The sequence below is a fragment of the Flavobacterium sp. WV_118_3 genome (genome assembly GCF_039778605.1).
Lineage (GTDB): Bacteria > Bacteroidota > Bacteroidia > Flavobacteriales > Flavobacteriaceae > Flavobacterium.
In genome coordinates, this window is sequence record NZ_CP156060.1 from 2279448 (window position 1) to 2302321 (window position 22874).

At 39.0% G+C, this 22874-nt stretch carries 20 protein-coding genes; 10 read left to right on the forward strand and 10 right to left on the reverse strand.

Annotated elements, in window-relative coordinates; genetic code table 11:
• Positions 1 to 24: 24 nt before the first annotated feature.
• Both ABFU83_RS10745 and ABFU83_RS10750 read right to left on the reverse strand, forming a co-directional pair.
• Complete coding sequence (locus ABFU83_RS10745; RefSeq protein ID WP_347065848.1) at positions 25 to 1782, reverse strand: TonB-dependent receptor; 1758 nt, start codon at positions 1780 to 1782, stop codon at positions 25 to 27.
• Positions 1783 to 1818: 36 nt separating this feature from the next.
• Positions 1819 to 4833, reverse strand: a complete 3015-nt coding sequence (locus tag ABFU83_RS10750; protein WP_347065850.1) for a tetratricopeptide repeat protein — start codon at positions 4831 to 4833, stop codon at positions 1819 to 1821.
• A gap of 194 nt (positions 4834 to 5027) precedes the next feature.
• Here ABFU83_RS10750 and ABFU83_RS10755 point away from each other — a divergent pair, with 194 nt between their 5' ends.
• The 4 genes from ABFU83_RS10755 to ABFU83_RS10770 all read left to right on the forward strand — a co-directional run bounded on the left by ABFU83_RS10755 (position 5028) and on the right by ABFU83_RS10770 (position 8958).
• Positions 5028 to 5711, forward strand: a complete 684-nt coding sequence (locus tag ABFU83_RS10755) for an ATP-binding cassette domain-containing protein (protein ID WP_347065852.1) — start codon at positions 5028 to 5030, stop codon at positions 5709 to 5711.
• 11 nt (positions 5712 to 5722) lie between these two features.
• Positions 5723 to 7036: a phospholipid carrier-dependent glycosyltransferase gene (locus tag ABFU83_RS10760; RefSeq protein ID WP_347065854.1), complete on the forward strand. Its 1314-nt coding sequence runs from the start codon at positions 5723 to 5725 to the stop codon at positions 7034 to 7036.
• A 107-nt stretch (positions 7037 to 7143) separates the two neighbouring features.
• The gene (locus ABFU83_RS10765; RefSeq protein WP_347065855.1) at positions 7144 to 8028 is read left to right on the forward strand and encodes a glycosyltransferase; all 885 of its coding nucleotides are present in this window, start codon (positions 7144 to 7146) and stop codon (positions 8026 to 8028) included.
• Between the two features lie 6 nt (positions 8029 to 8034).
• Complete coding sequence (locus ABFU83_RS10770; protein WP_347065857.1) at positions 8035 to 8958, forward strand: glycosyltransferase family A protein; 924 nt, start codon at positions 8035 to 8037, stop codon at positions 8956 to 8958.
• Here ABFU83_RS10770 and ABFU83_RS10775 read toward each other — a convergent pair.
• Positions 8944 to 9354, reverse strand: coding sequence for an FdtA/QdtA family cupin domain-containing protein (locus ABFU83_RS10775; protein WP_347065859.1), 411 nt, complete (start codon positions 9352 to 9354; stop codon positions 8944 to 8946). The genes ABFU83_RS10770 and ABFU83_RS10775 overlap by 15 nt on opposite strands.
• The gene (locus tag ABFU83_RS10780; protein WP_347065861.1) at positions 9347 to 10231 is read right to left on the reverse strand and encodes a glycosyltransferase; all 885 of its coding nucleotides are present in this window, start codon (positions 10229 to 10231) and stop codon (positions 9347 to 9349) included. Before ABFU83_RS10780 ends, ABFU83_RS10775 begins: the two co-directional genes overlap by 8 nt.
• A gap of 5 nt (positions 10232 to 10236) precedes the next feature.
• Here ABFU83_RS10780 and ABFU83_RS10785 point away from each other — a divergent pair, with 5 nt between their 5' ends.
• On the forward strand, positions 10237 to 11379 hold the full coding sequence (locus ABFU83_RS10785; protein ID WP_347065863.1) for a glycosyltransferase: 1143 nt from the start codon (positions 10237 to 10239) through the stop codon (positions 11377 to 11379).
• Between the two features lie 3 nt (positions 11380 to 11382).
• Here the strand turns inward: ABFU83_RS10785 and ABFU83_RS10790 are convergent, their stop codons facing one another.
• From ABFU83_RS10790 to ABFU83_RS10805, 4 genes are read right to left on the reverse strand one after another with little or no spacing between them, the layout of a single operon-like run.
• Positions 11383 to 12087, reverse strand: a complete 705-nt coding sequence (locus ABFU83_RS10790) for a transferase (RefSeq protein WP_347065864.1) — start codon at positions 12085 to 12087, stop codon at positions 11383 to 11385.
• A 56-nt stretch (positions 12088 to 12143) separates the two neighbouring features.
• Entirely contained in the window at positions 12144 to 13628 is a 1485-nt protein-coding gene (locus ABFU83_RS10795; protein WP_347065865.1) for an oligosaccharide flippase family protein, read from the reverse strand.
• Positions 13629 to 13644: 16 nt separating this feature from the next.
• Positions 13645 to 14745 (reverse strand): DegT/DnrJ/EryC1/StrS family aminotransferase, encoded by a 1101-nt coding sequence (locus ABFU83_RS10800; RefSeq protein ID WP_347065866.1) that lies wholly within the window; start codon positions 14743 to 14745, stop codon positions 13645 to 13647.
• On the reverse strand, positions 14742 to 15689 hold the full coding sequence (locus tag ABFU83_RS10805; protein ID WP_347065868.1) for a GNAT family N-acetyltransferase: 948 nt from the start codon (positions 15687 to 15689) through the stop codon (positions 14742 to 14744). The genes ABFU83_RS10800 and ABFU83_RS10805 overlap by 4 nt, the downstream gene beginning before the upstream one ends.
• A 193-nt stretch (positions 15690 to 15882) precedes the next feature.
• On the opposite strand from ABFU83_RS10805, the gene ABFU83_RS10810 reads away from it, so the two are divergent.
• On the forward strand, positions 15883 to 17613 hold the full coding sequence (locus tag ABFU83_RS10810; protein ID WP_347065870.1) for a gliding motility-associated C-terminal domain-containing protein: 1731 nt from the start codon (positions 15883 to 15885) through the stop codon (positions 17611 to 17613).
• Here the strand turns inward: ABFU83_RS10810 and ABFU83_RS10815 are convergent.
• Both ABFU83_RS10815 and ABFU83_RS10820 read right to left on the reverse strand, forming a co-directional pair.
• Entirely contained in the window at positions 17603 to 18220 is a 618-nt protein-coding gene (locus ABFU83_RS10815; protein WP_347065872.1) for a trimeric intracellular cation channel family protein, read from the reverse strand. The genes ABFU83_RS10810 and ABFU83_RS10815 overlap by 11 nt on opposite strands.
• A gap of 25 nt (positions 18221 to 18245) precedes the next feature.
• Positions 18246 to 18989 carry an RDD family protein gene (locus tag ABFU83_RS10820; protein WP_347065874.1) on the reverse strand — a complete coding sequence of 248 codons (744 nt, stop codon included), beginning with the start codon at positions 18987 to 18989 and terminating at the stop codon, positions 18246 to 18248.
• Between the two features lie 28 nt (positions 18990 to 19017).
• Here ABFU83_RS10820 and ABFU83_RS10825 point away from each other — a divergent pair, with 28 nt between their 5' ends.
• Genes ABFU83_RS10825 through ABFU83_RS10840 form a run of 4 tightly spaced genes read left to right on the forward strand, consistent with a single transcriptional unit; the run spans position 19018 to position 22874 of the window.
• The gene (locus ABFU83_RS10825; RefSeq protein ID WP_347065876.1) at positions 19018 to 19998 is read left to right on the forward strand and encodes a stage II sporulation protein M; all 981 of its coding nucleotides are present in this window, start codon (positions 19018 to 19020) and stop codon (positions 19996 to 19998) included.
• On the forward strand, positions 19982 to 20932 hold the full coding sequence (locus tag ABFU83_RS10830; RefSeq protein WP_347065877.1) for a hypothetical protein: 951 nt from the start codon (positions 19982 to 19984) through the stop codon (positions 20930 to 20932). Before ABFU83_RS10825 ends, ABFU83_RS10830 begins: the two co-directional genes overlap by 17 nt.
• Positions 20925 to 21683, forward strand: a complete 759-nt coding sequence (locus tag ABFU83_RS10835; RefSeq protein ID WP_347065878.1) for a DUF4129 domain-containing protein — start codon at positions 20925 to 20927, stop codon at positions 21681 to 21683. The genes ABFU83_RS10830 and ABFU83_RS10835 overlap by 8 nt, the downstream gene beginning before the upstream one ends.
• Positions 21684 to 22874 carry a DUF4350 domain-containing protein gene (locus tag ABFU83_RS10840; protein WP_347065880.1) on the forward strand — a complete coding sequence of 397 codons (1191 nt, stop codon included), beginning with the start codon at positions 21684 to 21686 and terminating at the stop codon, positions 22872 to 22874.

The window sequence follows — 22874 nt, forward strand, 5'->3', positions numbered from 1 at the left end:
TCCCTTTTTATTTGAACACTTTAATTAAAAGTCGAATTTATAACTGGCTCCAATCAGGAACTGGAATCCCTGTACCGGATAATTCAGCCAGCGTTGGTAGTTCTGACTTGCCAGATTGTTGGCTTTCAGATAAGCTGTAAGACGTTCGTTGTGCTTGTAACCCACATGTGCATTCAGATCAAAATAACTGTCTAAGGTTACGGTTTTAAACATCGGTTCGGTTAGCGAAACATCGGTATGCATAAACTGGTCTTTACGATCGCCTACAAAGAAGATATTCGTTCCGGCATACCATTTTTCGGTGATGTTAAAGTCGAAATCCGCGCCAATTTTTACCGTTGGCATATTCCACGCCTGTTCCAAATCGGTTGTAAAGCTGTTAAACGTACCATTCAATCCGAAGCTTACATTTTTAGAGAAGTCCATTTTTAGTTCTCCGAAAAAACTAATGGTTTTTAACTTGTCGTATACCACACCAAACGAGTTTCCGTATACATAACCTTCGGTATTGGTATTGGCCGTATCATATATATTACTTTTAAAGAACGCTTTATCGTCGTCACTTTTATACGATCCTCTAACGTTGTAGGCTACATTATTCGCCAGTTTTCCTTTTAATCCAACATAAATATCATATTGTTCGCTGGTTGGCGCGATCACGAGATTAGGTGCTACAAACTGGTTTTCGCCAACAAAATCGGCATAGGTATTTTGTTTTAATCCACCTTCGGCACCGGCATAAGCAATCATTACATCACCCACTACTTTATAGGATGCCTTTACATTTGGATACACATAGAATTTCCCGTCACTTTCGTTATTCAGTTTTCCCATGTTGTAAAAAAGTCCCGCGCCAAGCTGAACCGAAAAATCACCTTCTTTTAATAAAACGCTCGGTTGTACTCCAAAATTCAGGTAACTATATTTCATTTCGCTATCCGGCAGATTGTAGTAATCTTTTTCAAAATTCCCACCTACATAATCCACTACGAAATCGGTTTTGAATTTATTGTCTTTGAATTCGAAATCGATCGACGGTTTGATAAAGAAGCGGTTTTCAGCGCTTCCTTTTGCATCCCAAAAACGTTTGAATTGCAATGTGGCTTCGTTAAAATAACTGTCTTTCATTCCCAATCGCCCGCCTAATTTTAAGGTTTGATAGGTTTGCTGCGGATTGATCGCCGCCAACATATCCGGATCGTCAAATGTCAGGTAATCGGTTGGTAACCCGTACCAGTTGTACAATTGATGCTGGTAGCCTAAATCGACATTCCAGTCGAAATCCCGCTGTTTGCTTCCATAGGTTAAATCCAGCGAAGTGTTTGAATATTTATCATCCAGCAATACATCTTTGATTCCACCCTGCGATGACATATGACGGAACATTCCGGCTACATATTCGTTATTGCTTAGGTTTTTGGTCACAAACAATTCGCCGTTTACGGCTGCGTAATTACCAAATCCCAAGGTGGCATAATTGTTATATAATTTTTCCTTTTGTGCCTTGTCTACTCCGGCGGCTTTTCCTTTGGATGGCGTAAAGGTTGACGCTACCGGAAAGGAAAAAATATTGTATTGTATTTCCTTTTTCTGCGTATTGTCTTCGTCGTCTATCGTTGGCGTTTCTTTTACTTTAAAAGCATCGGAAATCGTTGGCGTATACGGTTTTACTACGTTTACTACTTCTGTTCCCAGATTTTCGTCTTTCTTTTGCGCGAAAAGCGTCTGACTTCCTGCTAAAAGTAGTACGAATGCGATTTTATATTGAATGGTCTTTGTCATATGCTGTATTTATTAGTACGAAAAAGTACGCTCCTTTTAATTGGTTATTGAGGAATTGCGTTTGGCTTCTTCCGATTTAATAAAGTCTAATTCTTTTTTGGCTTCTTCTACCACATCCTGATACGTGCTAAAGTTTTTGATTACGCTTTCCAGGATATAGGTTGCCTGGAAACTGTCTTTTAAGCCGTAAAAGTTTTTCGCCATGATCACCAGACCTTTGGCTCCAAAATATTTGTATCCGGAATAATCTTTAGCCAGTTTTTGAACGGCGGTATTCGATGCTTCAAATTTACCATCCTTGTTTTTAAAGTACGCATCGTAGTACAATGCTTCTGCCGCCAGCTCTCCTTTGGCTATGGTGAGTAGTTTTGCGTAGGCTGTTTTGGCTTTTGCCTCATCGTTTGACTTAATAGCCGAACGCGCTACGATAATCTGCGCATCACTTTTAATACGGTCTTCAATTTTAGTATTTGCCAGTACTTTATCGGCATAAATCACCGCATTCGGATAATCTTTCTGCTCGTAATACGATTTCATCAGATTGGATTGTGCGAAGGTTACGTTTTGCGGGAAGTCGGCTTCTGTTTCCAATCGTTTTAAAACCGGAATTGCTTTGGCATAATCGTTTTTCTTCAGATGAATTTCCGATAAACGCGCCAAGGACTGTTCGGTAAATTCATTTCGGGATTTTCCGATCACAAATTCGTAATTCGGAATCGCATTGTTTCCAAGACCTTCTGCAAAATAGGCTTGTGCCAGATAGAAATTAGCTTTTAAAGCCGAAATTCCATTCGGGAAATTCGCCAGATAACCAGTAAATGCGGAAATCGCCGGTTTTAAATTGTTTTGCAGGTATTGTTTTTCCGCCGCTTCATAGGTCGTTTTATCCAGATCAGCATCCGTAACTTCTACAAAATCAAGGGTTCTTACCCAACTTGCATATTCGTCTACTTTTCCGAGATCGACATAAATCAGACGTGCCGTCGAAACCGCTTCCATCGCCTCCTGGCTTCTCGGATAATCGGCTACTACTTTTTTCAGTTTCGTTAACGCCTGTTGGTCTTTTTCCGCATTGTAATAAATCAAACCTTGTCTTAAAATGGCTTTTGCCGCATACGAACTGTCTTTGTAATCCGTAATCAAACGGTCGTAGGCCTGTAAGGCTTTTTCGGTATTGTTTAAGGTTACATAGGTATTCCCCATTTCATATAAGGCATCATCCGCGTATTTTGATTTGGGATAAGCTTTTAGGAATCCGTTTAACTCCTCTACTTTTTTATCGTTTCGGGAAACAAATCCATAGGAGATCGCTTTTTGGAAATAGGCATAATCCGCGTCAACACTTTTTAGCTCGATCGCCTTATTATAGGCTTCCATCGCCGGCCAGTATTTGGTTGTCACGAAATAACTGTCGGCCATTCGCAGGTAGGCATCATTAAGACGTACTTTATCGTCTTTTGCACTATTGATATACTCCTGGAAATATTTTGCCGCCTGTTCGTATTCTTTTTGCTTGAAATAGGTATACGCCAGGTCGTAATTGGCATTTTTATATTCGGGTGTATTTTTGGCTTCCGCGCTTCCCAAAAATTGTTTAAAGCTGATTAGTGCATCACTGAATTGTCCCAACACATATTCGGTTTCGGCTTTCCAGAACGTCGCACGTGTGGTAAATTTCGCATCGCGTTGTTCGGCAATCGATTTTTTAAATAAAGCCAGTGCCTCGTTATAATTCCCGTCGGTATACAATTCCAATCCGCGGTAAAACGTTACCTTTTGATAGGCCAGTTTGTTCTCCGGCGTTTTGCTCTTTTCAAGTAATACCAACGCTTCTTTATAATTTTTCGAGGTAATATACGAGTTGATCAACAAGGATTCGATCTCGGCTTTATACGCCGTATTCGGATATTTGTTCAGATAGCCCATCAAGACTTCCGGTACACTTTGGTACGGGTTTCCGATTTCGTAGCTCAGTTTGGCATAATTCAAATAGGCATCTTCCTGGATTTTAGCGTCAAATTCCATTTCAGAGGCATTTTTGAATGCATTTAAAGCCTGTTGTTTTTTATCGGTTTTCAGGTAACTTTCCGCCAAATGATAATAGGCATTCTGCGCTACCGCATCCTGTCCGTTGATAATTTTATTAAACTGAGCGATCGCATTTTCATAATCGCCGGCTTTATAATAGGCATACCCTAACTGGTAAAAATCGGTGTTGTTCCATTTGCCTTTTTTGCCTTTGTATTCCAATAGATACGGTAAGGCTTTGTCGTATTGTTTCAGGTTAAAATAGCTCTCTCCGATAATTTTGGACAATTCGGATTTTTCGTTGGCGTCGGATTTGGACAATTGTGGGATTCCTACATCGATTGCTTTTTGAAAATTCCCCAGTTTAAAGTTCATATCCGCCTGGAAGTAGGACATTTTTTCTTTGTATTTGTCCTTATCGGCTACCTGATCAAAAAACTGAGTGGCATCTTTGTAGTTATCGGTTTCATAGGCCATATAACCCAGGTAGTATTTGGCTTGTGAACCATATTCTTTGGAATTAACAACCTTATTAAAATATTTTTCGGCTTCTTTTTTATTTTTTGCAGTAAAGTAACTATAGCCTTTCTGGAAATTATAGCGTTCCTTATCGCTTAAGGTCATGGCATTTTCATCGACTTTATCGAACCATTTCAGTGCCTGAACATAGTTTCCCTGATCAAAGTAATAATGTGCTACTTCGATATAAGCTTGATTTTGTTTCGTACTGGTCGGATAGTTTTCGACAAAACTTTCCATCATCTGATCGGCGCCCGATTGTTCCAGACGAATCGCACAATTGGCACTGTAATAGGCACAATCGGCTTTTACTTCCGAACTGTTGTTGGCGCTTTTTACCTTATCAAAAAGGATTTGAGCTGCCTGGTACTGTTTGTCTTTGTAAAGCGACAACGCTTTTTGGTAGTCCACTAAATCGTGCGTATAGATGTTCGATTGTTGTGCCGCGAGGTTCATCGCACCCAGCGTTAAGGAAATAAATAATAGCCTATCTAATTTTCGCATTGTTACTTTTTTTAAAAACCAAATATATCAAAATATACTGGTATTAACGTTTGTCCGGTTTTGTTTATTGCAGGAGTTCCCTCAAAAACCAAACCAAATAATTTCTTACGGAAATAAATTGTTGTAAATTTCGTTTTAAATTTTGCAGGACTCTCTTAACTTCTTATTTTTACCAAAATAAAACATACAGACTTATGTCACAAACTATTCTCTCCCTTACCGATGTAACCATTTACCAGGAAAATAATGCTGTTTTAGCTCATGTAAACCTTGAGGTAAAAAACGGCGATTTTATTTATATCATTGGAAAAACCGGTTCCGGAAAAAGTAGTTTTATGAAGACTTTGTATGCCGATTTACCGCTAACGGAAGGCGAAGGAACCATTGTGGATTATGATTTAAAAACATTGAAAGAAAAGGACATCCCTTATCTGAGACGTAAACTGGGAATTGTTTTCCAGGATTTTAAATTACTTCCGGACCGCAATGTGCACGACAACCTGGAGTTTGTTTTAAAAGCAACCGGATGGGCTGAGAAGGAAGAAATGCAGGTACAGATTGAGGAAGTACTGGACAAAGTGGGTATGCGTAATTTTGTGAATAAAATGCCGCACCAACTTTCTGGCGGTGAACAACAACGAATCGCTATCGCCCGGGCTTTACTAAACGATCCGGAGTTAATTTTAGCCGATGAACCAACCGGAAATCTGGATCCGCAAACCAGTGTGGAAGTTATGGAGGTTTTGAAACAAATCAACCAAAACGGAAAAACCATTTTAATGGCCACGCACGATTATGCGTTATTAATGAAATATCCTTCCAAAACCCTGAAATGCGAAGATAAAACCTTGTTTGAGGTGGTACAACGAACCGTGTAATTGCTTTTACTATGCTAAAACGGTTTTTCAATAGTATCTCACAAAAACCCCTTATTACCCTTATTCTATTCGGTGTTTTATTCCGTTTATTCATTGTTTTATTTTACCAGCACGTTACTATTTTCCCCGATTCGGAAGGTTATATTTATTTAGGTCGTCTTTTAAGTAAGTTACAACTTTCCGGTTATGTTGGTGAACGAACACCTGGCTATCCGTTATTGATAACAGTTGCCGGCAACAATCTGACTATTACTGTTTTTTTTCAGCTTACAATCGGCATTTTCACTTCAATACTACTATATAAAAACCTGCTTTTGCTAAAATTTCATCCCAAACCGGCAATATGGCTTTGTCTTTTTCTGTCGGCTTTTTTACATGTGATTTTCTATGAAACTGCAATATTAACCGAAGCATTAACACTTTTTTTCATGACATTGGCCGTGTATTCCTACCTCCGGTCTTTTATGGAAAATCCGTCGTTAAAGGCTCTTTTATTTTTTGGTTTTGTATTGGGTTATCTGGTTTTTATCAAGCCGTTTTATATTTTTCTTCCGTTTCTTTTTTATGGTTTTTATGTCTTAAAAGATTTTCATTTCCGCCGAATCATCAACAAGCGGATTCTTATTTTTATTTTTCCCATAGTTAGTTTTTTAGGATGGTCGTATGTGAATAAAATCAACACCGGACATTTTGTTCCTACGACTTTTTACGGTTACAATGTTGCTCAGAATTGTGTTTATTTTGCCGAGAAAACACCGGATGAATTCAAAACAATCCGGGAAATTTATGTTCAGCATCGGGAAATTGCCAAAAAAGAGCATACCGACATCGCCATGAGTATCTGGTTTGCCTATGCTGATCTTCGGAACGCTACCGGTTTGTCTTTTATTGAACTTTCGGATCAATTGAACCAATTTGGCAAAACCGCAATTCAAAATAATCCTGTCGATTATCTAAAACAGGTGCTTTTCCGATCGTGGGTCGATTTCTGGAAAGTCGACATGTACTGGAATTACCACGATTTTAAAGTTCCTTATATCAATAAGGTTTTTATCGGTATATGGTATATTCAAATGGCTATTTTACAATTGCTAAAAATCATTTTTGTAGTGCTGATTCCATTTCAGTTGCTTGACTTTTTTACCCGAAAAAAGATCACACCCGAATTTGTTTTCTCTATGATCATTTTTTGCACTTCCGTACTTCAGGCCATCAGTACTTATGGAAACAATTCCCGCTTTAGTTATCCGTTTGAATCTTTAATGGTTATCGTAGTACTATTGTATGGTAACCGAAAAGGATATCTGCCGTTGAGAAAACACTAATATATCCGACCATCTTTCTATACCACGGTTGTAATCCAACAATAATTACCAAAAAAAAACTACCTTGCAGTCGTATAATTGTTTTACGCAAGACACTTGAATGCCTTATGCTTTCTATATTAATTCCAACTTATAACTATGATATCAGCGAACTGGTTCGTACTCTTCTTCGGGAAGCAAATGCGCTACCATTGGCATTCGAAATTATCTGTTGGGATGACTGTTCAACTGATACGATAATTTCGGAGCGCAATAAGGCTTTGCATCAGGAATCCGAACATTATTCTTATTTTCGAAATGCATCCAATTTAGGACGTACTCAAACGCGGACATTACTGGCCCAAAAAGCTAAATACGAGTATGTACTGTTTCTCGATTCCGATGTTTTACCCGTATCAGATACGTTTTTACAAAACTATATTGCCGCAATTCCGAACAACTATCCTGTTCTTTTTGGTGGTTATCAATATCGTTCCGAACACCAAAACGAAGCCACGATTTTGCGATGGGAATTTGGGCGCTACAGAGAGTCACACACGGCTGCTGTCAGAAATACAAAACCGTATCATTATATTTTTTCCGGTAATCTACTAATGGATAAAAATACGTTTCTAAATCTCCCTTTTCCGGAAAATAACAGCTACGGTATGGATAGTTATTTTTCCTATCAACTCTATAAAAACACCATCCCAGTATACCACATCGACAATCCGATTTGGCATCTTGGTCTGGAAGAGAATATGATTTTTTTTCGAAAATCCCTGGAAGCGGTAAAAATACGGAAGCATTTCGCTCCGGAACTTCCCGGACTTGAAAACATCAATTCATTGATCAAACACTACAGCCGATTAAAACAGTGGCGTCTGGACAAGGTCGTTGGCTTCTTTTTCCGGATTTCCGAACCCTTGCTCCGCAAAATGATTTTAGGAAAAAACCGCAGTCTGTTTTGTCTGGACTTATATCGTTTGGGTTATATTTGTGTGGTAAACTAATCGAATATGGCTTTTTTTTCCGTCATTATCCCGTTATACAACAAACAGGACTACATTGAAAATACGGTAAGCAGTATTTTGAAGCAGACTTTTACGGATTTTGAAATCATCATCGTAAATGACGGATCCACCGATGCCAGTCTGGAAAGAGTAATGCATTTTTCCGATAACCGGATTCGTATATTCACAACCGAAAATCAAGGTGTTTCGGCTGCGCGTAATGTTGCGATGCGACACGCTTCCGGAATGTATTTTGCTTTTATGGATGCCGACGATTACTGGTATCCGCAGCATCTCGAAAAACTGCACGAGACGATTCTAACACTGAATCACCTGAGCGTTTTTACGACATTACTCGAAGTTGAAACCGCTAATGGGATTTATCCGGCGCACTACAGCAATTTGCCCGATACCATTATGGAAGAAGTCGATCTTTTTAAAACCAGTATGGCTCACGTCCTTTTGTCGGCTTATACCACCGCCATTCACAAAAGTGTTTTTACAAACGTAGGTCCTTTTAATGAGGCACTTTCCAATGGAGAAGACACCGAATATTGGTTTCGTATCGGTTTTAACTATAAAATTGGTCTGTATAACCGTATTACAGCACGGCATACTTTTGTTCCGGGAAGTCTGTCGAACCGAAAATTCAACAGTCGTAATTTTTGTAATTTCGAACGGTTTATCGAAATGGAACGCGAAAATCCAATCGCCAAAAAAGCAATTGACATCAATCGGTTTTCGTTGGCGCTACAATGCAAAATCCATGGTGATCGCACTACTTTTAAACGATTGGCACAACAAATCGACAAAAGCAATTTATTGCCAAAACAACGTTTTCTATTGCAGCTTCCGGCTTTTTTTCTAATCCGGTTGCAACAATTTAAAAACTATCTGGAAAAGAAAAACATCCGACTAGGTGCGTTTTGAGTTTATAAAATCGGTATATTCCCGGATATAATCCTGTTCTTCATACACATCGGAGGAAACCACCAGACAAATTGCGCCCGATGAAAAATTGTCCAGTTCCCGCCAGATTCCTTCACGGATTAACAATCCTTTATCCGGACGATTGAGTGTTACTTTTTCCTTTTCGCTTCCATTGTCCAGCAAAACATCAAAACTACCACTTAAGGCAATCAGAAATTCTTTTTGAGCAATATGGGCATGTCCACCGCGATAGGCTCCACTTGGTACATCATACAAATAATAAATCCTTTTGATTTCAAAGGGAACGGTATCTTTTTCGATTACCGCTAAATTACCTCTTGGATCGGTTATTTTAGGGATCGCAATAAAGGTTCCTATTTGCTCTATATCAGCCATGTAACGTTTCTTCTTTTGTTTTTAAAATTTCCTTGTAATCCTGTATTCCTTTTAATCCTGTTTTTAATTTCGGATACAATCCGGCTAATGACACATACCGTTTTCGCCATAAAAAAAACAGGTATTTCAACAGGTAATAATAGGCTCCCACTCCAAAACGCTTGTAGAATCCAGCCATTTTTGCATAAATCAAACGATCGGAAGTGACCTCATCGCTCGAGGAATGACTTTCGTGAATGACAATATTTTCCGGGTAAAACAACACCCGTAAGCCGCTTTTTATGGCTCTTCTTAAAAAAAACAGGGTTTCCGCATCCTGAAAACGAGCCCCGAGTCCAAACCATTCATTATAAATACAATTTGTATCTCGCAACGCTTCCAATCGCGCCGTTACCTCGATAGACAATACTTTATTCAGGTTGTTTGTTCCGAAAAAAAAAGGCGTTTTAGCATAGCGGCTAAACGGTTTCCCTTCGGTGGTAAGCGTCTGAAAACAAATTATCGGAACCGTACTATTTGCATTATACGCTTTAAGAATGGTTTCCTGAAATCCTTCCGGATATACCACGTCATCATCGGCTATCAGTATAATTTTACCGGTTGCCAGGCGAAGTGCGTGGTTTCTACTTTTGGAAAGGCCTTTTTCGAAAACATTGATCACCTTTACGTTGGGATAGTCCGAATGCAGCAGTTGTTTTTCTGTGGTCTGATTAATAATCAACAGATTAAACGTATGGTACGGTGAAAAAGTAAAAATACGATTCAGAAAATCCAGCGAATCCCGATTCATTGTTGCTATCAGGATTTCTAAATCATCATTTTTAAATTCGTTCTCCAATTTGTTTTTATATTTACACAAATATAAAAATTTCTGCATCGGTAATGAAAATACTTTTAGTAGGGGAATACAGCCGGCTTCACAATTCGTTAAAGGAAGGCCTGACAGCATTGGGTCATCAGGTAACACTAGTCGGTTCTGGTGATAATTTTAAAAATTATGCCGTCGACTATTCTATCCGAACGTCATGGACAACCCGCTATTGGTTTCCCCGAAAACTGAAAAATGTTATTTTTCGTTTTACCGGACTCAATTTGGAAATGACTGAACGGGCGATTCGGTTTTATTTAGTAACTCCTCAGCTAAAAGGATTTGACCATATTCAATTGATCAACTCCGATGCACTCGAAACCCATCCTTACTGGAGTCAAAAGCTCTATCAAAAGCTGTTTTCTCAAAACCCGGAAGCTACAGTTTCGCTATTGGTTTGTGGAGACGAAACGCCGGTCAATGATTATCTGTTGCAAGACAAACTAAAATATTCGGTGCTTACTCCTTATCTCAAAGACCGGTCGTTAGAATTACAATTCGAATATTCGTTAAAATATACCTATCCGAAGTATCGAAAGCTTTTTAATTGGGTTTTCGAACAATGCAAAACGGTACTTGTTTCCGATCTGGACTATAAAATTCCGATGGAAACTATGGGCTATACCGTTGCCTTTATTCCGAATCCGATTAATAGTGATATGATCCCATTTCAGTCCAATATTATTACGGATAAAATTGTTATTTTTCTGGGTATTAATCGTTTGAGCTACATTAAAAAAGGGATTTCCTATTTTGAAAAAGCGCTTGAAATCATTCAAAAAAAATACCCCAACCAAATTGAGGTTATTGTGACCGAAAATGTTCCGTATGCGGTTTATATTAATTCCTATAATAAAGCCCATATCGTACTGGATCAGATCTATGGATTTGATCAGGGTTATAATGCGCTCGAAGCAATGGCAAAGGGGAAAGTGGTTTTTACCGGTGCCGAAACGGAGTTCTATGATCATTATAAACTAACCGAAAAAGTAGCCATAAATGCCGTTCCTGATGTGAAAGTCCTTGTCTCCGAATTGTCCTTTTTAATCGAAAATCCGGATGAAATTACCGCTATCGGACAACGCGCCCGGCAGTTTATCGAAAAGGAGCATTATTATATCCCAATAGCTGAGACGTATTTGAAGACATGGCACTAATTTTTAGTAGTTTTTTAAAATATTGGTAACCACCAGCCATTTTTCCATATTTGCTTTTTCGGATTCCCAGTCCCTACCAATATTGCACTTTTTCAATTCGGCCGGAAGTCCTCCGATGATACTGTGTGGTTCGATTTCCGAATAATCCTTATTGCATAAACTGTTGGATGCTATCGCGCAATAATCGGGTATAACGGTTTTTTGCATGATCGACACGCGATTGCCGGTATAGACATAACTCCCGATTTTAATGGGAGCCGATACGGGATATTTCTCGCCTGTTATTTTATTTTCCAGCGGATGAAAATTGGTATCTATAATTTGCGATTCGGCTCCGGTCTGTACATAATTCCCGATGGTAATACTGTTGGTACAAATGGTTTTACTGTTGGTTGCCAGGGAATTCATATTTCCAAATTCGCAACAGGCTTTATCTCCAACATATAAAAAGTAGTCTTTTCCAAACTGCGCATATCCATTAAAAATCAGTGTCCCGGACAGGTTCAATTCTGCAATTCCCTGATGAACCGTATTCATTTCATACCGCTGTCCAAATCCAATCATTCCCAATTCCAACGGTGCATTGATTTGTATTTTACCGCGTAGACTCTGAAATTTCACTTTTCCGTAAAAGAAAACCGGAAGTTTTCGCGCTTCGTTAAACGGAAACATTTTAAAATTAAAATACAGCGTTTTAATCCAATTCACCGTACTAAAAAACAGTAGTTTATGGTGTATCTTTTTTAAGCTTTTATAAATACCCATCACTTTTTTCGATTTAAAAACTGGTTAATCGCTCCTTTTATATCCATTTTTTGATTCAATTGGTAACCGGAATAGCCTAAAGCCATTAGAAAAATCACTATCTGAGTACCATATTTTAGTGGCTCATTAGTATCGATATAGCTTAGCATAAAAACCGCGGTACACATTAGGATACTATACAAAAATACTTTTTTGAAAGCAGTATCAAAAAATACTTTATAATATTTCCGTGCAATTATGATCATGATTAACAAATGTATCGCATAATAGACCAACGAACTGATTCCCAAGCCTTCCAATCCGTAATAATAATACCCAAAAAGATTCAACACTATGGACAAACTGTTAAAAAGCAGTGCGGTTTTTATAAATAAAGCGGAATCATTTTTTACAATCATAATATAGCCTAACGACCAGGAAACGGCTTTAAAAAGCATGCCTAACACTCCCCATTTTACCATTGCTATAACCGGTAAGAACTTAACCGAATATAAGGCTATGATCATATACGGCATGATGATAATAAACAGAATAATGATCGGTGCCATCAGTAAAACCGCTACATGAATCTGCTGATTCACAAACGTATTTACTTTTTGCTGATCGCCGGACAGGACTGCCAATTTCGGATAATAATCCGTTCCCATTGCATTGAAAACCAATCCGACATAGGTATTGATGATTACAAAGCCCGCATTAAAAAGTCCTACTTCACTAATATTTCCGATATGGCTTATAAAAATCTGCAGAATATACCCGGCAATTAAAATATAAATACTATTCAGGCTTAGCATAAAACCGAAACGCAACATACTTTTTCCTTCCTGTATGATCGCACCTGAACTTAAATGCACTTTTTTTAATGCTAATTTCCGGATATAAAACGTCGTTACCAGATACAAAATCAGATAGGTCACAATGATCGCCGGCGCAATCGCATCCGTTTCCCAGTAATAATACAACGGTACAATTAGTAACAATCCGAAAAGATTACCAAAAAGGTTCGATTTCGCAAAATAGGCATGTTCCCGTAGTCCTTGTAATATGGTAGTATTGGTTGTTGCCAGCTGCTTAAAAAAAACGGCGAAGCCCAACAGTATAAAGGCATAGCAATAGTCATAATTCCCAAAGGAAAGCTGACTTAACCAGGGCGATAACACGATCGTACAAAAGGCTCCCAGTATTCCTGCCCAAAATAAGATTCTTGACAATACCGAAACAACCCGGTCTACATTGTCTTTAGTCGTCGTTTTTGCCTGTGAAATATCTTTTACGGCACTGGTTTCCAATCCGAGGTTGGTGAATCCGCTTATCAGATTTAGCGTCGCATTTAATAATCCGGCTATTCCCATTCCGGCCGGGCCAATCAGCACCGCTATAATTTTCGACCGAATAATCGAAACCAGTATACTGAATACCTGAACACCTCCAAAAATGGAAGTCGCTTTTAGTATATTGCGATATGCAGATTGACTTTCGGACATAGACGGTTTTCCGCTCTTAATAGTTGTTTAACGCGAGGATAATCGCATCGACCTCAGCGGTTGTTAAAGTTGAATTTAACGGCAGACTCAAGACTTCCCGATGGATTTTTTCGGTTATCGGAAACGACAAACCGTGAAATTGTGGCAGTGCTTTTTGCTGGTGCGGCGGAATCGGATAATGAATTAACGTACCGATTCCTTTTTCTTTTAAATACCCGGCCAGCGCTTCTCTGTTTTCGGTTCGGATCACAAACAGATGAAAAACATGGTTTTCTGAAAAATCATAATACGGCAATGCAATTTTCGGATTTTGAATTTCCGACAGATAGCGTTTTACGATGCTTCTTCTTTCCGTTGCTTCCACATCGGCATCCGGCAATTTGACATTTAAGATCCCCGCCTGAAATTCGTCCAAACGGCTGTTATATCCTATATGATCATTTACATATTTAATTTCCGAACCATAATTCCGTAGGGAATACAGCATTTTTGCCAATTCCGAATCGTTGGTTGTGATTGCTCCCGCATCACCCAAAGCACCAAGGTTTTTACCCGGATAGAAACTAAACCCGGCGGCATCTCCCCAATTACCTGCTTTACGTCCGTTTAAAACCGCCCCGTGTGCCTGAGCCGCATCTTCGATAACCAGTAAATTATACTTTTCTGCCAATTTATGGATCCGAACCATGTCTGATAATTGCCCGTATAAATGTACCGCCAATATGGCTTTGGTCGTTTCGGTTCGCTTTTTCTCGGCTTCCAACGGATCTATAGTATAGGTTTCCAATTCGGGCTCTACCAATATCGGTACCAATTCGGCCTGTAAAATCGCCAAAATACTGGCAATATAGGTATTCGCCGGTACCAGTACGCCATCGCCTTTCTGTAATTTTCCTAATGCGATATAGGCTTTAAAAATAAGGGTTAAAGCGTCCAGCCCATTGCCTACTCCAATACAGTGTTTTACGCCACAATAGTCCGCAAAACCGGCTTCAAATGTCCGAACTTCGTTTCCTAATATATACCAGCCGCTATCCAGAAAAGCAGTAAACTTTTCCTGAAACCGGGATTCATAGGGCTTATTCAGTTTTTTTAGATCTAAAAAGGGTATTTTCATAACGGTAGACTATAAAAATCCTGGGTATACATGTCGCATCCCAGCTCTTCTTTTTGTTTTAACAATCCGGGATTATAGGCTTTCCCTTCTTTCTGGCTAACGGTTCCCATATCGAAAAAGTATTTTCCTTCTGCTTTAAATTTTAAAATCAGCGTGATAAAAAGGTAATCCAGTGCGCGCAGTCCTTCACCTTCTGCCGTTGTGGCACCATATTGCGATTTTACCACCTGCGTATCGATAAACAGGGTAATTCCCGCTACAATGCGACCGTCCCGATATACCGAGTACTGCTGAATATTCTCCGGAAATCTGCGATTTAAAAGTGTAATTTCATCCAGCGTATGCACCGGTTTGGCCTCATATTTTTCGGCCAGTCGCGGTTCGAGAACTTCTTTCCAAAAAGGTGTAAAATCCTGTTCCTGTACCACTTCAAGCCGTTCATTTTCCGGTTTTCGGTACCGTTTTAATTTGCTTTTTCCTATTTGCAACGGTTGCTGATAATCGATCGCCATACTCATATCGCTGCGATAAAGCGTTGCACCATTCCGGATCAGGAAGTTATGCCATTCGCGATACGGACTTGCCGTATAAAAAGACGGTCTTGATTTGAATACCAAATGCTCCAGTGGCTCCGCTTTAAGATAATCGCATAATGCGGTAAACAGGCTTTCAAGATAAGCATGTCCGCGGTTTTCTTTGATCAGTAATCCACCATAGGTTAATCCGCCATGCGAGTGGAGTTCTGTAGCTTTGCGATTGGCCGGCAATAAAGCGGCTATTTTTTCATTTTCGAAGACCAATAAAGAATGATCATTAAAACGGTCTTTATGATATTCCATAAAATCCCGATGAAAAAGAAAGGTACCATTTTCGGACTGATTCACAAAATCATTCCACAAATTATAATCTTTTTCGCTATATTTTCTTATCTTAAAATTTTCCACGCAAGCTGCATAAACTTTGGAAATTTACTACTTTTTTGCCAATTTTTTGTTTTTGATTTCATTCATTTTGGCATCCATTAGTATTTTGGCATTCAAATAATTACTAAATTTAGAACCGTCAAATTCAAAATTAATGCCTTTGAATCGAAAATTACGCTGTCTTATTTACTTTATTTCTGTACTATTTTCCCCTATGGTAATAGCACAGGACATCAGTCTTTACAATCAGTTTAACGGACGGTATGATTTCACTTTTATAGGAAACACGCTGAATCCGGAAGAAAATTCCTTTCAATTAGCACCGTCTGTTTACACCAGTTCGTCGGCCACATTAAATCTTGCATCCGGCAATACGATCGAAAAAGCCTATTTGTATTGGGCAGGTTCCGGACTGGGTGATTTCGACATAAAACTCAACAATATTCCTATCCGACCCGACCGAACTTTTAGTTATCAACGCAATGCAACCGGAATTATCCTGGACTATTTCAGTGCTTTTAAGGACATTACCGACTTGGTACAACAAATAGGGAACGGTCAATACACCATCTCCGATCTGGATGTTTCGCCTTATATCGCGCAACATTTTATCCGAAGAACCAATTTTGCAGGTTGGGCCATTATTATAGTTTACAAAAATGAGACTTTACCTTTAAATCAGTTAAATATATATGACGGAATGCAGGCTGTTCCGGACGTGGTTAATATTACCCTTTCGAGTCTGAATGTTATCGACAATCAAAATGCTAAAATTGGTTTTCTGGCCTGGGAAGGCGATAAAGACATCCTCATTAACGAAACATTGCGCATTAATGGAAATATTCTAAGCAATCCGCCTTTAAATCCGGCTAATAATGCTTTTAATGGTACCAATAGTATAACCGGAAGTACGACCTTATACAATATGGACCTGGATGTTTACGATATTCAGAATAATATTGCCATTGGCGACACCTCTGCTACCATACAACTGACTTCCGGTCAGGATTTCGTTATGATCAACGCAATTGTAACCAAACTGAACAGCCAGTTACCCGATGCTTCTGTAAGTATCGACAACATCGGTCTTAGTTGTAATTCCAAAACCGTCTCCATCGATTTCACCGTTTATAACCGGGAAAGCACCAATCCGTTACCGCAAGGTACCCGAATAAACCTATATGCCAACGAAGCACTTATAGGCACCTATCAGACACTAACAACCATTCCTATAGACGGATCCGAAACCCGCTCGGTTACAGTCGTTTTACCCGAAGCTATTGTTTCTCCTTTTACTTTAAAAGCTGTTGTAGATCCGGACAATACAGTAGCTGAGATCCACGAAGACAACAATGAGGCTTCCACAACAGTTACCCTTATCACATCTCCACAGGTCAATCCGTTACCCTCCTTAAAAGTTTGTAATAAAGGATACGGATCGGGGTATTACGATTTTTCGGGGTATGAAACACTGGTAAAAACCAACCCTTCGCAAATAGTCAGTTTTCATGAAACCGCCGAAGATGCTAATCAGAATGTAAATCCAATCTATAATAGTCATCATTATCTATCCGATCTATCGCCAAAAGAACTGTTTGTCCGCGTAGGCGATGCCAACTGTTTTACGGTAACGTCATTTATCCTTCAAACTTATAATTGTCCTCCTACAGTTTACAATGCCGTCTCGGCTAACGGAGATGGTCTTAATGACACCTTTTTTATTGAAGGATTGCGAACTATTTTCCTAAATTTCGAATTGTATATCTATAACCGATGGGGAAAACTGGTATGGCGAGGCGATCAGTATACGGAAGACTGGAACGGACTTATAAAGGACGGTGTTGGCCATGAACTCGCTCCGGAAGGCACTTATTTTTATATTTTAAAACTTAACGATCCGGACAATCCGAACGATCTTACCGGCTTTGTATACCTTACCCGTTAGGCGGATTCCGGTGTTCCAGTGTCGGTAACGACCATTCGAACTTGACGGCCATCAAACGGATCACAATGATCACCACCGATGTTGTCAAATACAATACATCCTCCTGCACATTCCATTTGCGCAACAGAAAGAAGACCACTCCACCAATGATACAGATGGTCGCATAAATTTCTTTTCGGAAAATTACCGGTATATCGTTACATAAAATATCACGAATAACGCCACCAAAACAAGCTGTCATAGTACCCAATGCGATACAAATGATCGGATGCAGATGAATCGCGATTCCTTTTTCGAGGCCAATTAGTGTAAAAACCCCCAAACCTACCGTATCAAACAAAAACAAAGAGGTTCGCAATTTATCGAGACTTTTACGAAAAACCAATGCCAGAAAGTAGCCGATCGTAATCATATAGACATAATCGAGATTCTGCATCCAGCCAACCGGTGTTCGGCCAATCAATACATCGCGCACAGTACCGCCACCAACAGCCGTTACAAAGGCAATGATAAACACGCCAAACGGATCCATTTTTTTATGCATTGCCGTCAAGGCTCCCGACAATGCGAAGGCCATCGTCCCCAAAATATCCAATAAATGAAACATAGTATTGTTTTTAGTAGTTCTAACGCTACATATTGCGCGTATAGTAGTTGTAATCTTTTAAAATGGTCCGGATAAAATCACTGTCGTTTCCGGACTGGTTTTTTATTCCCGTTACGGATTCTATTTTTTGCCGTAGTTGATAGATTAGTTTAAAATCTTCGCCACGCAATGCCGATTCAAACGTTTCCTTGACAATCCGAACATCGTTATCCGAAAGCTTGATCACCAATGGATAAATCGGTACATAACCTTCGTCGATTTCTTGAAGAATTGTATGATCAATATTGATATCGCGTTTTAGACTGATCACTGCGGTTCCTGCTGCCATATCACCCAATCGCTGACTTTTATTACTAGCCAGAATCGCAACCAATCCGATTACACCGCTTCCGATACCAAACTCGACAATCCGGAATATCCAGCGAATCAGGTAATCGCCAAAACCAGCCTGATAACCATCAATTTTGATCACCTTTATTTTCATTATCTTTTTCCCTACTGTTTGTCCTTCCATCAAACTTTCCTGTACCAGCGAATATAGCATTACCGGTAATCCAAAAAGCATCATAATCGCTCCCGATGTCCACGGATCAGCGCCTTCAAAGAATTTTTGGATGTTCAGCAAATAGAAAAACACGTAGATTATCACCACAACATAGGCAATTTTCACCAACATATCCAGAAGCTCGGACACAATTCTTGTACCAACTGAAGCCGTTTTAAAACTTATATTAACATTTTGCGTTGTTACTATTGATAATTCTGACATATTTTATACTTTAGCTTTTTGCGAATGTATGAGAGAAGTTGCATTTATAAAACAAAATAAAGAAAAATGGCTTGAATTTGAGCAAGCAATTTTCGGTAAATCTAAGAAAAATCCCGATGATCTGGCGCGTTTGTATATCCATCTGATGAATGATTTGGCATATGCACAGACCTACTATCCCAAAAGTAAGACGGTAGTTTACCTTAATTATCTCGCTTCACAAACCTATCAGAAGGTTTATAAAACCAAAAGAGAAGAGACCAACAGGCTGGTGCATTTTTTTAAAACCGAAGTCCCGCTTTTGGTATACGAATACCAGCGTTACCTGTTTTATGCTTTTATTTTATTCTTTATCTGTACCGGTATTGGTGTACTTTCGGCTCATAATGACGCTACTTTTGTACGGCTTATTTTGGGCGATAGTTATGTGAACATGACACTCGAAAACATTAAGGAGGGGAATCCGGTCGCGATTTATAAAAGCGGAAGCAACTGGGGCAGTTTTATCAGCATCACAATTAACAACCTGATGGTCGGTATGCGTTGCTATATCTATGGAATCTTTGCCGGAATCGGTACTTTTTTTGTACTGATTCAGAATTCCATTATGCTCGGATCGTTTCAGTACTTTTTCTATCAGGAAAAGGTATTCTGGGAAAGTGTACGTGGGATCTGGATTCACGGAGCAATGGAAATTTTTGCCATTGTTATCGAATCCGCTGCCGGTTTTATTCTTGGTGCCAGTATATTGTTCCCGAAAACATTTTCAAGGCTTACCTCTTTTAAAACCGGACTAAAAAACAGTCTTAAAATTTTTTTAAGTACCATGCCATTTACCATTGCAGCCGGTTTTCTCGAAGGTTTTATCACCCGGTATTCGATTGATATGCCGCGAGCACTAAATGTTCTGATCATTCTCGGTACACTGGCACTTATTTCTTTTTACTATCTGATTTATCCTTATATTCTCCATAAAAAATTAACCCGAAAACATGTTTCAACTTTATAAAAAAAGAAATTTCAACGAATTAGTTGGCGATACTTTTTCCTTTTTCAAATTATACGGAAAACATTATTTCCGGAATTACCTGATTGTAAATGGTGGTTTTGTGCTGATTTTACTGGTCCTGGCATTTTTCCTTTTTAAAATATTTTACGAAGGAACACTTTCCGGTTTAAGTAATGGCGGGCCCGGGAATCAGTTCGACAGTTTTATTGCCGAAAATTTTTTACTGTTTATGAGCTTCGGCGGATTGTCGGTTCTTTTATTAGTAATTATTAGCTTGATCAGCTATCTCTATCCGGTGGTCTATCTGGATTTGTTATCCCGAAAAAAAGATTTTGATACGGCGGAGATCACGCAGGCAGTCAAATCTAAAATTGGTAAGGTGCTTCTCTTTTTCATCCTTTCGATGTTTACAGCCATGCCATTAATCGCTATAGCTTTTATGTTGTCGTTTGCGTTGGTTTTTATCCTGATCGGAATTCCATTGATACTTCTTCTGATCCCGGCGGCTGGTTCCTGGTTATCGCTGAGCTTCTATAATTATATTTCAACCGACGACGATTATTTTGCCTCGTTAAGCAAAGCGTTCCAAATGATGAAAAGTAAATTCTGGCCTATCATTGGTTCTACTTTTGTGATGTACCTGATCGTACAGGCTATCGTAGGTACGATTTCGATGGTTCCGTATATTATCGGAGTCGCTTCGGTATTTACAACTCTTGAGAATCCGGATGCTATTAATCCGGATTCTTCCAGTCCGTTTTCGTTTTTTGTGATCATGATGTTACTGGTATTTGTACTGTCGGTAGTCTTAAATTTCTTTATGCAGAATCTGTTACTGATTAATAACGGAGTGATTTATTACAGCATCCGCGAAGAATCGGAAAACAATACTCCTAAAAATGACATTGATTTGATTGGTACTCAAAGTGAATAAATTTCTCCTTTATATTATCCTGTTTTTATCTTCTTTCACGGTTTTTTCACAACCGGTCGAACTAGAGGAACCACCTGTTGTTGCCCAAAAAAATCCGGAGGTTCAAAAATGGTCGGATACCACGGCGATACAACCGTTACCCTTCCGGTCTAATTTTAAAGAAAACTATTCCGGAACGGATTTTCAATATGAAACCGTAGCACCCGACACCAGTGCCTGGAATGATTTTAAGGCCTGGTTGCAATATTGGCTGGGTCGTATTTTTTCGTTGGGAATGGACGGTGCCAATCCGACTGCCCTGGAAATTGTTCTAAAAGTTGTTGCGATTCTGATCGTACTGTTTGTGGTTTATATGATTGTAAAAACGATCCTTAATAAGGAAGGCAACTGGATTTTTGGAAAATCATCGCAAAAGAAAATCGCAACTTCCGACAGTATCGACGAAGACATTCATTCCATTAACTTTGAAAAGGCAATACGGGATTCCAAAAACAATAACGATTACCGACTAGCAATCCGTTATTATTATCTGTGGTTACTCAAACGTTTATCCGATAAATCACTTATCGAATGGGATATTGAAAAAACCAATTCCGATTATTTGTATGAAATTAGCAATCCTAAATTACGACACGACTTTGCCTATCTTTCCTATATCTACGATTATAGCTGGTATGGTGAATTTGAACTAAACGAAACGGCTTTTATCCAATCGGAAAGAACGTTCCTAAACACCTTTAATTCCTTATAAATGAACCGGACTTTAAAACTATATATCGCTTTTCTGGTTTTGATCATTGTTGGAATTATTGTGATTGATTCCGGCAGGCCAAAACCGATCAACTGGACGCCAAGTTATACGATCCAGGATAAAATTCCTTTTGGATTGTATGTATTTAATAAGGAAATCCCAAGCCTTTTTCCAAAACAAAAAATAACTCGTTTCGGTACTACGGTTTATGAATTTCTGGATCCGAAATACAGTTATTCCGATTCGACCTATGCCATTAAAGGAACGCTACTAATGATTTCCGATGGCAATACAATAGACGATACATCAGCCGATGAGCTATTATATTTTGTAGAACACGGCAATACCGCTTTTTTAAGTATGCAGTCCTTTCCGAAAAAATTAATGGATTCCTTAAAATTTGATTACAGTACGAGTATATCTTTTACGGATAAAATGCAGCAAAAACTAAGTGCGACTAACGTTAAGGATCAACACTATAATTTTGGAAAAGGTAGCGGAAATGTAAGTTTCAGTTCGATCGATTCGACTACAACCGATGTATTGGGCTATCAGCAAACGGATACCGTTAAAAACGCCAATTTTATCCGGGTTCCTTACGGTATGGGCTATTTTCTGTTGCATACCCAACCGGCCGCTTTTTCGAATTATGTCTTGTTAAAAGACAAAAATGCCGAATATTGTAGTGCCCTTTTATCGTACATCCCAAAAGGGGAACTGTTTTGGCAATCGTTTAGTTATAACGATCAGCATATTTCCGGTTCACCAATGCGCTATATCCTGAGTCAGCCCGCATTAAAATGGGCCTGGTATCTTTTCCTGATCGGAATGTTTGTATTTATGCTCTTTAATGCTAAACGCCGCCAAAGAGTGATTCCAATAAAAGAACCGGTACCGAATACCACAGTCGATTTTACCAAGACAATCGGAAATCTTTACCTTCAGGAAGGTAGTCATCATCTGATTATTGAAAAAAAGATCATTTATTTTCTCGAAAAAATACGATCGGAATACCTGATCGATACGTTCCAACTGGACGAAACCTTTGTTAAAAGGCTACATCAGAAAACCGGAAAAGATCCCGTACTAATCGAAAAAGTAGTACGTCTGATCCAAAAACACCGGAATCAGCTTGTAAGTACTCAGGCCGATGTCATTGAAATTAGTAAAGCAATTGAAAAATTAAAGTAA

Coding starts and splice junctions, on each gene's coding strand:
- ABFU83_RS10770 (WP_347065857.1), top strand. CDS start 8,035: ATGGCTTTTTTTTCCGTCATTATCCCGTTATACAACAAACAGGACTAC.
- ABFU83_RS10760 (WP_347065854.1), top strand. CDS start 5,723: ATGCTAAAACGGTTTTTCAATAGTATCTCACAAAAACCCCTTATTACC.
- ABFU83_RS10775 (WP_347065859.1), bottom strand. CDS start 9,354: ATGGCTGATATAGAGCAAATAGGAACCTTTATTGCGATCCCTAAAATA.
- ABFU83_RS10755 (WP_347065852.1), top strand. CDS start 5,028: ATGTCACAAACTATTCTCTCCCTTACCGATGTAACCATTTACCAGGAA.
- ABFU83_RS10810 (WP_347065870.1), top strand. CDS start 15,883: ATGGTAATAGCACAGGACATCAGTCTTTACAATCAGTTTAACGGACGG.
- ABFU83_RS10825 (WP_347065876.1), top strand. CDS start 19,018: ATGAGAGAAGTTGCATTTATAAAACAAAATAAAGAAAAATGGCTTGAA.
- ABFU83_RS10795 (WP_347065865.1), bottom strand. CDS start 13,628: ATGTCCGAAAGTCAATCTGCATATCGCAATATACTAAAAGCGACTTCC.
- ABFU83_RS10765 (WP_347065855.1), top strand. CDS start 7,144: ATGCTTTCTATATTAATTCCAACTTATAACTATGATATCAGCGAACTG.
- ABFU83_RS10745 (WP_347065848.1), bottom strand. CDS start 1,782: ATGACAAAGACCATTCAATATAAAATCGCATTCGTACTACTTTTAGCA.
- ABFU83_RS10830 (WP_347065877.1), top strand. CDS start 19,982: ATGTTTCAACTTTATAAAAAAAGAAATTTCAACGAATTAGTTGGCGAT.
- ABFU83_RS10785 (WP_347065863.1), top strand. CDS start 10,237: ATGAAAATACTTTTAGTAGGGGAATACAGCCGGCTTCACAATTCGTTA.
- ABFU83_RS10780 (WP_347065861.1), bottom strand. CDS start 10,231: ATGCAGAAATTTTTATATTTGTGTAAATATAAAAACAAATTGGAGAAC.
- ABFU83_RS10800 (WP_347065866.1), bottom strand. CDS start 14,745: ATGAAAATACCCTTTTTAGATCTAAAAAAACTGAATAAGCCCTATGAA.
- ABFU83_RS10820 (WP_347065874.1), bottom strand. CDS start 18,989: ATGTCAGAATTATCAATAGTAACAACGCAAAATGTTAATATAAGTTTT.
- ABFU83_RS10840 (WP_347065880.1), top strand. CDS start 21,684: ATGAACCGGACTTTAAAACTATATATCGCTTTTCTGGTTTTGATCATT.
- ABFU83_RS10750 (WP_347065850.1), bottom strand. CDS start 4,833: ATGCGAAAATTAGATAGGCTATTATTTATTTCCTTAACGCTGGGTGCG.
- ABFU83_RS10815 (WP_347065872.1), bottom strand. CDS start 18,220: ATGTTTCATTTATTGGATATTTTGGGGACGATGGCCTTCGCATTGTCG.